Here is an 8,011-nt window from a genome sequence, read left to right on the forward strand (position 1 = left end):
CCGTTACTCTCCGTTGGTAAAGCTGAAATTGGTCAGATACGATTCGTACAAGCGCACTGGCTCGACGCCATCAGGCAAGCGCTTGGCAATGGCCTGAAAGCGGCGGTCGTCATCGGTGACGATATAGGCAATGCGGATTTCAGCGGCCTTGGCCAGCGCCTTGATAAAAGGTGTGACCGCATCCACATTGCTGAGCAATCCATAGGCGTCTGCCACCGCCCAGCCATCACCGGGCAGCTTGTCTATGCGGCTGCCCCGCGCTCCGGCTCGCAGCCACAGCAACGGCGCAATCCGGTTGAACGCCAGGTTGTAATTGACCGATACCGGCGTCTCGTAGGTCAGTGTGAAGAACTCAGCGTTTTCCTCGAACCCATCAGCTATCGGAAATACATCGTTGAACTTGTAGTCGCCTTTGACGGGAGAGCCGTCCGGCGTTGTTCCGGTAATGGCAGCACGCACACGTGGCTTGGTGATGTAATCGCAAATTCCAAACTTTTCCCACGCCTCATCTCCAGCTCGAAGATTTTGTGCGCGGAGAGTTCTTTGCTCTTCTGCTCCAACCTCGTTGTTCGTAACGGAAATGCATTGGCGGCTGCCTCCGTCCTGCCTATTCAGTCGCATTACCGCGTGGCCAGTAGTGCCAGAGCCAGAAAAAAAGTCTAGAACCACAGCATTGGGCTTGTGAGAAATGAAAAAACGAAGCGCATCTTCCACCGCATAGAGCGACTTCGGAAAAGGAAACCGTCTGTCCGGAAGTAACTTCTTAAGGAGGTTTGTGCCCCCTTCCGCCGCATTGTGTGAAGCCATATTCCACACTGTTAGCGGCTTCATACCCTTAGAGTGCTCATGCAACCAGCGGACACCAGGCCCAGGCGCACGAACAATCCGTCCCTCACGTGCGGCTTGGACATATCCATCAGTTAAATAATAAATACGAACTGGTTGTGGGGCAGTCGGACGAAGGGACCCGAACTTCACAAACCCTTCTTTTACATATTCAGCAAGCCGATCAGCCGAAAGCGCCCATGTCATTTCTGTGCCATCGGTCGCTGTTGGAAATACGGCTATGGTTCCTTCAGGCGGGCATACTTCAGACTTATCAGCAGAAAGTGGAAGTGTGGTGCCGACGGAGTTAAACTTCCCATCTGCAGTAAAGAAAATAGGATAAAAAAGATTCGGCCTAGCTGTACGCCTTCCATTAGCACCATTTCTTGTGAGGCGCCCCCACTCTACTTCATCACCCGCAGATGTTTGGCGACTATGTAGCATATCGGTCTGCTGCTGCACCGGTACTGCTCTACCAAAGTGAACAAAGTAGATGAACTCATTGCAACGAGAAAACTCACCAGTTCTAGCCGATCCTTTCTGACTGATGACACTACTTATCATCTGAATACGCGCTTCTGAGAATATTTGCTCCAGCAATAGGCCGAGCCGCAAGTATTCCTTTTCGTCAATAGTAACTATCAGTACTGAATCAGCTGGGTTTAACAACTCCTTTGCAATTAGTAAGCGCCGCTCCATCATCGCCAGCCATTTGCTGTGACGGTACAGGTCATCGCCTTCGACGTAGTCGTTGTTATATTTCCAGTCCTTTGCCCCGGTGTTATACGGCGGGTCGATGTAGATGGCATCCACCTGGCCCCGGTGCGTGTAAGTCAACGCCTTGAGGACGTGGTAGTTCTCACCATTGATAACTGTGTGGCAGGGCTTATCACCACCACGCTGCACCTTACCGGTGCTGACCAGGCCCGGATAGATGGTGTCGCGGAACTCGGCCACCACCACCAGATCATCCAGCGCCACGGTCTGCGTTTCGATCTCTGCCGCACCCAGCAACTCCAGGTCAGCCGTTTTCTTCGCCTTGTGGATAGCCTTCACCTGCCACAGCCGCTGATCGCCCTTTCGGGTTGTGCCACGTTCCGGCAATACACGAACCTTGTCGCCCTTCCGTATCGGGCGCAACGGCAGTTCTACCGCTTCGGGGCTATGCCGTTCGAAGTTCAAGCCAAAGGGAAGGCGCGAAGAAAGAATCTTGAATTCTCGATCTAACTCAGCCCCCAGGGCCGAATCTTTGGCTTTTGCCTTGGCAATCAAATCAGTCAGTCTGGACACGGAAATTTTTTCTCTCTTTTGTTTCTTCGCTATTGATGACGTGGCTGCACGACACCGCAATGCTTGTAAATCGTGGTTCGAGACACGCCATAGCGGCGGGCCACATCCGACACCTGAATATCGGGGTCACGCAGCAGGGCTTTGATCTCCCTTACCTGTTGTTCGTCGAGCTTCGGCTTGCGGCCACCGGCGCGACCTCGGGCACGCGCTGCAGCCAGACCGGCCTGCGTCCGCTCCCTGATCAAGCCACGCTCAAATTCGGCCAGCGCTGCGAATACATGAAAAATCAGCTTGCCCGTCGCGCTGCCGGTTTCGATCTTTTCCGTCAAGCTTTCAAAGCCGACGCCACTCTGCTCCAGATCGGTCACGATCTGCACCAGGTCGGACAGGCTGCGCCCGAGCCGATCCAGCCGCCACACCACCAGCGTGTCCCCTGCCCGCAGTGCCTTGCGACACTGCTCAAGCTCCGGCCGCGCGGTATTCTTGCCACTGGCCGCTTCTTCGTAGATCACGCCGCACCCAGCCTGCTGGAGCGCGTCGCGTTGCAGGTCAAGGTGCTGATCATCGGTCGATACGCGGGCGTATCCTATGCACTGATTCATGGACGCATCCAGGACATTGAAAACTTGACGGCGATATTAACACCAGGGGATGCCTTTCACGAAGGTAAAGTGCGCCACTTTGATCTGTTCAGAAAACCACCGTTTTCCGAACACCATTACCACATGCGAAAATGCGGCTTCAAGGTTTAGTGCAACAGCCAAGTACCGAAGGGGCGTAAGCATGAGTGAGAAAAAGGCAAACGCAGCCATCCAACAAACGCCGATACCAGCCAAGCCACGCTACACACTGGCCGAACTCCTGACCGAAGCCGAAGTCGCTGGCGTGTACCCGCTGCCGGCAGAAGAACGCGAATGGATCGACGCCCCGGCCGTGGGCCGGGAACGAGCAGACGACGACAATTGAAAAGGGCGACCAACTGGCCGCCCTTCTTGCTTCTCTTGCCTCTGGATCGGCCTACGCTCTTTGCAGCGCCTGCCGTACAGTGGTCATAGCTTCTTGAAAATCAGCCTGGGTCAACCGCCCCGTTTCGGCCTGGTAGTAGACCAACGTAAACATGTTGGCCACTGCCTCAGCCATCGGTGAAAGCTGCCGCGCCATGTCCTGGTCTATCCAGTCGAGTCCGGCAAGTAGCGTTGCCGCATGTTGGACTGTTTGTGTTGCTTGGGTAGTATTCTGAATTGCCATTTCATGCACCTCTATTGCATCAAGTGGAAGTGCCGGGCCAGTGCTACAACACTGGCCCGGCGCGCATTAATAAAGTCCAGCTGCCTCGGCAAACGCTGACCTGCCAGCAGCAGCACTGGTGGCGTCGATTCTCACCGGCTTCGTTTCAATATCCCGATCAGGTTCTGGACGGTCCACAAAGGCCGCTGTCTCACTTTCCGCGTCAACCTCGGTCGATTGGTCACCTATCGGTTCAAAGCCACTCTGCTCGATGCTGGGCGTTTCATCCAAGCTGGCCAACGCCGCCATATAGTTTGTTTCCATTATCCTGATCGCTCCTATGTCAGCTTAGTTTCGTCACGGTCTCGGAAGGCGGCCACTTCATCGTTTTCACTGACAGCGCCCAAGCTGTTACCGCTGAACTGTTCTTTTTCGCCGTTGGCTGGCTCCATGGTCTCGCGGATCGAGGCTGCGAGCCTACCGCCTGCCGTCTCGCTCACACGCTCTTGAAAGGACGACGAAACCGAAGCGCTCACACCCTTGGCCAATTCGCCAACCGTACCCGCTGCCAGCTTCGCCGCACGCCCAAAACCACCACTGGAGTCGCCACCGCCACTGAACCCTGCGGCCTGGGAAAACGGCGAACTGCCAGCCGTACCAGCTTCACCACCAGAACCGCCACCGCTGCCTCCCATAGCACTGTCGCCGCTGTCACCGCCGCCACTCATGCTGGCCGACGCCTTCTGAAACGCGGCCTGGATAGCCGATGTACCGCCCACCGCACCGGCAGCGGCGCCCATTACCGCCTTACCGGCCATTGCCGCACCACCTGTAGCCATACTGGCCGCCGTCATAGCCGCTCCCACAGCGGCACCTGCGCCGAAACTACCCGCACCGCTGATTGCGCCCAAACTGGCACCCGTCACAACGCCGGAAATCATCGAAGGAACCTTGTTGACCAGGAACAGCAATATCAAGGCAATCACCAACATAACGGCCAGCTCCTGAGAGGTCACACCTTCGCTGATTTGCGCGTAATAGTGATTGATGAACTTCTTGCCGATTGCGACCAGGAGCACCATCGCCATGAGCTGTGCGGCCACGCCAAGAACGGTTCTGTAGTAGTTGATCGCCATGTCGGAAGTCCAACGCGATCCACCGAAACCGAGGAAGAAGATTCCGGCGTACAGCAGAATCCAGGCCGATGCCATAACCAGCAGTAGGTTGATTGCGATCAACGCCAGAACGATCAAAACCGCAATCGCCAACAACTCCATGACCAACGCTGTTGCGAACTGTCGCCATCCCAGCTCCGACGTGGCCTGTACCGTTTTGTGGTACAGCTCAAAGCCGAGATCGAGAATACTGGATGGCCCCAGCTTGCTATCGGTCAGACCCCCCGCCAGTGCTCCAAGGGTTTGTAACGACGCGACCATAGTTCCGGCGATGTTCATGCCGGTGGTGGCATTCGTCAGCAGCCACCAGAAAAAACCGGTGAAGATCGTGAAACGGACGAACTCCGCAAAGAACTCGCCAATGTCGGCCTTGCGCAAGGCCATCATGCCGAACGTCCAGACCATCGAGATCACAACCAGCGTCCAGAACAATCGCGACGCGGCGGCCTCGATAGTAGGCCCCCAGGTCGAAGCCGCAGTGTGAAAACGATTCAGTACATCATTCATCACGCCACTGCTGCTAAGTTCCTGCGCCATCGCCGGCTCAGCTAGCAACACGGTAGCGACCATCATCAGGCCGCCTAAAGCAATTTTATTTCTCATGCTGGCCACCTCAATAGTCGTCTTTGGGACTAGGCTTGAACTCCCATTGGCGCATCTTCTTAGCCTTCTGGAATGCTCTGCATTCCTCGGTGAAAGCTGTTCGGTTCGCTTCGCTGCGCATTTCATTGAGTGCGGCTTGGAACGCATCCGGGGCGCACGTCGCCGCATTTGGCTCCGGCATTCTTTCCTGCCCACACCCAGCCAACAACGCAGCAGCGGTCACCAGGATGACTAGAGTTTTCTTCATCTCACCATCCCCCAATTAATAGTTGTCCGCAGGACTCGGGCGGAACGTCCAAGTACGCATTTGCTCGGCCCTGGCATCGCCTCGCGCCTCGGCATCCAGCTCTGCCGCAATCCGCGCCGCTTCGGCATTTTGCTGGGCAGTCAACATGGTGCGAATCTGCAAAAGCTGATTGGCCTGCTGGCTGGCAAGTTGATTGGCGTAGCCGATGGCTTGTAGCTGGCCTTGCGCACCTTGGGCCGCACCCTGCAACCGTTCCAGGGTGCGGGCATCATCTTTCAAAGCCTTCTGCTGATCGCTGACGGTTTTGAATAGTGCATCGTTGGCCTTCTTTTGCGACTCAGACGCCAGGCGGCGGTTTTCTTCCATAGCGGCCTTTTCGGCGGGTGTGCAACCGGCGGTGCCGTTAAAGCAGGGGGACGAACGGTAATAGGCCACGTCCTGGAATTTCTCTAAGTAACGATCCAGGCTGCCAAGTTGGTTTTCGTAATACGCCAGGGTGTTCTGAGCCGCAATCAACCGGTTCATCGTGGTCTGCGCTTGATCCCAGATATACGCGGCAGGGGCCAGCGTGTTTTGCAGTTGGTTTTCGTACTGCTGGAGCTGGGTCTGGTACTGCTCGATCTGTTTGAGCGTCTGTGCCACAGACTCGATGGCCGTCATGACGTTCTGCATCAAATTGCCGCCGTCAATGACAGGGATACCGGCGTGCACCGGGGTGACGAGAATGCCGGTTGCGAGTGCAACGGCCAGGGCGGCTTTTTTAGCCGCTAAAAAGCGGACACGTTTCATAGTCGAGTACCTCGATGTGATGAGTTAGCTGTATGCGGCTAATCTGCCCTACAACGCTATTACTGCTGCGCTGCTGTGGGGTTGGGCCATCACGTGGCAGTTCGCCGAAATCTGCCAAGGTACCCGCCCGGGCGACACCGTCACGCCCTTGCAAATTTTTGTTGAGATCGATGTGTGCGTGCAACCCTGCACGATTACTGCTTTGTTATTTCTTTACTGGTTTGCCCAGCCAACAGCAATGTAAAAGCATCACCGCCCACGGCCCTTACGCTGTGTAGCCTTCTCCTTCTTGGCGTTCAACTCGGTTTGCAGCTTGGCTCTTCGGCCCTCTTGGTCGCTGATCGTCGGCGAGGGTCTCGATGCTGGCTTCGGTGAGGTAGCCGCCACGCCCTCGATCTGCAACGCTTCAACTTGACATAGAGCACGTAAGCGGCCCGCCCTGGCCACCGGCGGCGGCACCTTCCCGACAGGTATCTCCGGCCTTTTGGTCACGCTGAAATTGCCTTGCAGCAGCGCCTGACGCCGGCTTTCAAGAGCCGGGTCGGCAAAGCTGATGGGCAGCCTGCCATCCACGGCGGCGCGGATCGCCTGCACCTTGAACTCGGTTGTACCGCTGACCGTGATGCGGTCGCCGTATCGTTCGGCCGCCAGGCGCAGCGCCTCCCGCACACCGGCCCGATCTGCCCCGGTCGAAACTTGCAGCTTGTCACCATCGTCGCGCACAGCGCTTTGCCCGGCGCGATAAATGATGGTGCCCTTCTTGGTGATGTTGTCGACCACCGGCGCATGGCCGGGCTTTGCCTCGCCATGGGCGGAGACGGTGTTGCCCTTCAAACCCTGAGCAGCCTCCCTCGACCGCAATGCGGCCAGCGCCTCGCTATTGCCCTCGGTAGCCTGCTGCTTGAGCCAATCGGCCCACTGGCGACGCTGGGTGCCTTGGTAAAGTCGTTCCCGCTCTTTGATATATCCCTTGTGTATCCTTTCCAGGTCAGCCCGCAGCACGGAGCTGACCTGTGAATACAGCAACCGCTTGGTCACGCCACCACTGGCCAGCTTGATAGCCGCCCGCTTGGTCACAGCCTTCTGTTTGACATCCATCACTGCCCGATCCTTGCGCCGCTTCGCCTGGGCCAGCGCCTCGGCCCTGGTTGCAGTTAGGTTCTTCTGCTCGTCTTTGTACCTGGCATAAAGCTCGGTCGTGTTAACGCGCAGCCGCACCGGATTTTTCTGGTAGCTGCGCCGGACTTGGCTCAGCTCCTGCTGATCGGGTGATGCCTCAAATGCCCCCAGACGCTTTTCCAATGCAGGTTTCGACAGCTCCCGCGCCACTGTACTGGGCTTGACCATCGTGCCGTCCTCGGCCCGGATCACCAGACCATTTCCCCTTGGCGTCATGTCCAGTCCATTGTCACGCATGACCTGGTGAAGCTCCGTCCAGGATCGTGCAGACTTGATCTCTTCCAAGCATTCCCGCTTGATCCAGCCCACCAAACTTTCCACGCCGGCATGCCGCTCCATGTCTGCCGCCCTCGATGCTGCCCCGCGCTGTTGGGACTGGTGATTATCGGGTTCCAGTCCGTATTCCCGTTCCAGCGCCATGCAAAGGTCAGCAAGCACCAAGTGCGGGTAATACGGCTCGTGCATCGTGCGTCGGGTCGGATGGATCTTGTTGATGGCGATGTGGATATGCAGGTTGTCGGTGTCGTTGTGCACGGCGCTGATACGTTGGTGGTCGCTGTAGCCAAGCCCGACGCAGATGCGCTCCTCGATCTCCCGCAGGGTGTCGGTGCCGAGCTGCTCGCCAGCGCGGAAACTGACGATCAGGTGATAGGTCTTGTCGCCCTTGGCCCGCGTG

General features: G+C 57.1%; 9 protein-coding genes. 1 reads left to right on the forward strand and 8 read right to left on the reverse strand.

Features of this window, described 5'->3' with window-relative positions; all coding sequences use genetic code 11:
- Positions 1–3: 3 nt before the first annotated feature.
- Positions 4–2,115, reverse strand: coding sequence for a site-specific DNA-methyltransferase (locus LPZ50_RS03800; protein WP_230657745.1), 2,112 nt, complete (start codon positions 2,113–2,115; stop codon positions 4–6).
- 29 nt (positions 2,116–2,144) lie between these two features.
- A complete protein-coding gene (locus LPZ50_RS03805; RefSeq protein WP_230657746.1) occupies positions 2,145–2,717 on the reverse strand; it encodes a recombinase family protein in 573 nt (190 codons plus the stop codon).
- 181 nt (positions 2,718–2,898) lie between these two features.
- Between LPZ50_RS03805 and LPZ50_RS03810 the strand changes: the two genes are divergently transcribed.
- Complete coding sequence (locus tag LPZ50_RS03810) at positions 2,899–3,081, forward strand: hypothetical protein (protein WP_230657748.1); 183 nt, start codon at positions 2,899–2,901, stop codon at positions 3,079–3,081.
- A gap of 51 nt (positions 3,082–3,132) precedes the next feature.
- Here the strand turns inward: LPZ50_RS03810 and LPZ50_RS03815 are convergent, their stop codons facing one another.
- From LPZ50_RS03815 to traI, 6 genes are all read right to left on the reverse strand, one after another.
- A complete protein-coding gene (locus tag LPZ50_RS03815; protein WP_230657750.1) occupies positions 3,133–3,363 on the reverse strand; it encodes a type I toxin-antitoxin system ptaRNA1 family toxin in 231 nt (76 codons plus the stop codon).
- A 66-nt stretch (positions 3,364–3,429) separates the two neighbouring features.
- On the reverse strand, positions 3,430–3,666 hold the full coding sequence (locus LPZ50_RS03820) for a hypothetical protein (protein WP_230657752.1): 237 nt from the start codon (positions 3,664–3,666) through the stop codon (positions 3,430–3,432).
- 14 nt (positions 3,667–3,680) lie between these two features.
- Positions 3,681–5,120, reverse strand: coding sequence for a P-type conjugative transfer protein TrbL (trbL, locus tag LPZ50_RS03825; protein ID WP_230657754.1), 1,440 nt, complete (start codon positions 5,118–5,120; stop codon positions 3,681–3,683).
- Between the two features lie 10 nt (positions 5,121–5,130).
- The gene (gene trbK / locus LPZ50_RS03830) at positions 5,131–5,367 is read right to left on the reverse strand and encodes an entry exclusion lipoprotein TrbK (RefSeq protein ID WP_230657756.1); all 237 of its coding nucleotides are present in this window, start codon (positions 5,365–5,367) and stop codon (positions 5,131–5,133) included.
- Positions 5,368–5,382: 15 nt separating this feature from the next.
- A complete protein-coding gene (gene trbJ, locus LPZ50_RS03835) occupies positions 5,383–6,156 on the reverse strand; it encodes a P-type conjugative transfer protein TrbJ (protein WP_230657761.1) in 774 nt (257 codons plus the stop codon).
- 249 nt (positions 6,157–6,405) lie between these two features.
- Positions 6,406–8,011: TraI/MobA(P) family conjugative relaxase (gene traI, locus LPZ50_RS03840; protein ID WP_230657763.1), on the reverse strand; the 1,606-nt coding region annotated here is incomplete at its 5' end.

This window comes from Bordetella petrii, assembly GCF_020991325.1.
In the GTDB taxonomy this organism is placed as follows: Bacteria; Pseudomonadota; Gammaproteobacteria; order Burkholderiales; family Burkholderiaceae_B; genus Bordetella_A; species Bordetella_A petrii_E.

Coding starts and splice junctions, on each gene's coding strand:
- LPZ50_RS03820 (WP_230657752.1), bottom strand. CDS start 3,666: ATGGAAACAAACTATATGGCGGCGTTGGCCAGCTTGGATGAAACGCCC.
- LPZ50_RS03815 (WP_230657750.1), bottom strand. CDS start 3,363: ATGGCAATTCAGAATACTACCCAAGCAACACAAACAGTCCAACATGCG.
- trbL (WP_230657754.1), bottom strand. CDS start 5,120: ATGAGAAATAAAATTGCTTTAGGCGGCCTGATGATGGTCGCTACCGTG.
- LPZ50_RS03805 (WP_230657746.1), bottom strand. CDS start 2,717: ATGAATCAGTGCATAGGATACGCCCGCGTATCGACCGATGATCAGCAC.
- trbJ (WP_230657761.1), bottom strand. CDS start 6,156: ATGAAACGTGTCCGCTTTTTAGCGGCTAAAAAAGCCGCCCTGGCCGTT.
- LPZ50_RS03810 (WP_230657748.1), top strand. CDS start 2,899: ATGAGTGAGAAAAAGGCAAACGCAGCCATCCAACAAACGCCGATACCA.
- trbK (WP_230657756.1), bottom strand. CDS start 5,367: ATGAAGAAAACTCTAGTCATCCTGGTGACCGCTGCTGCGTTGTTGGCT.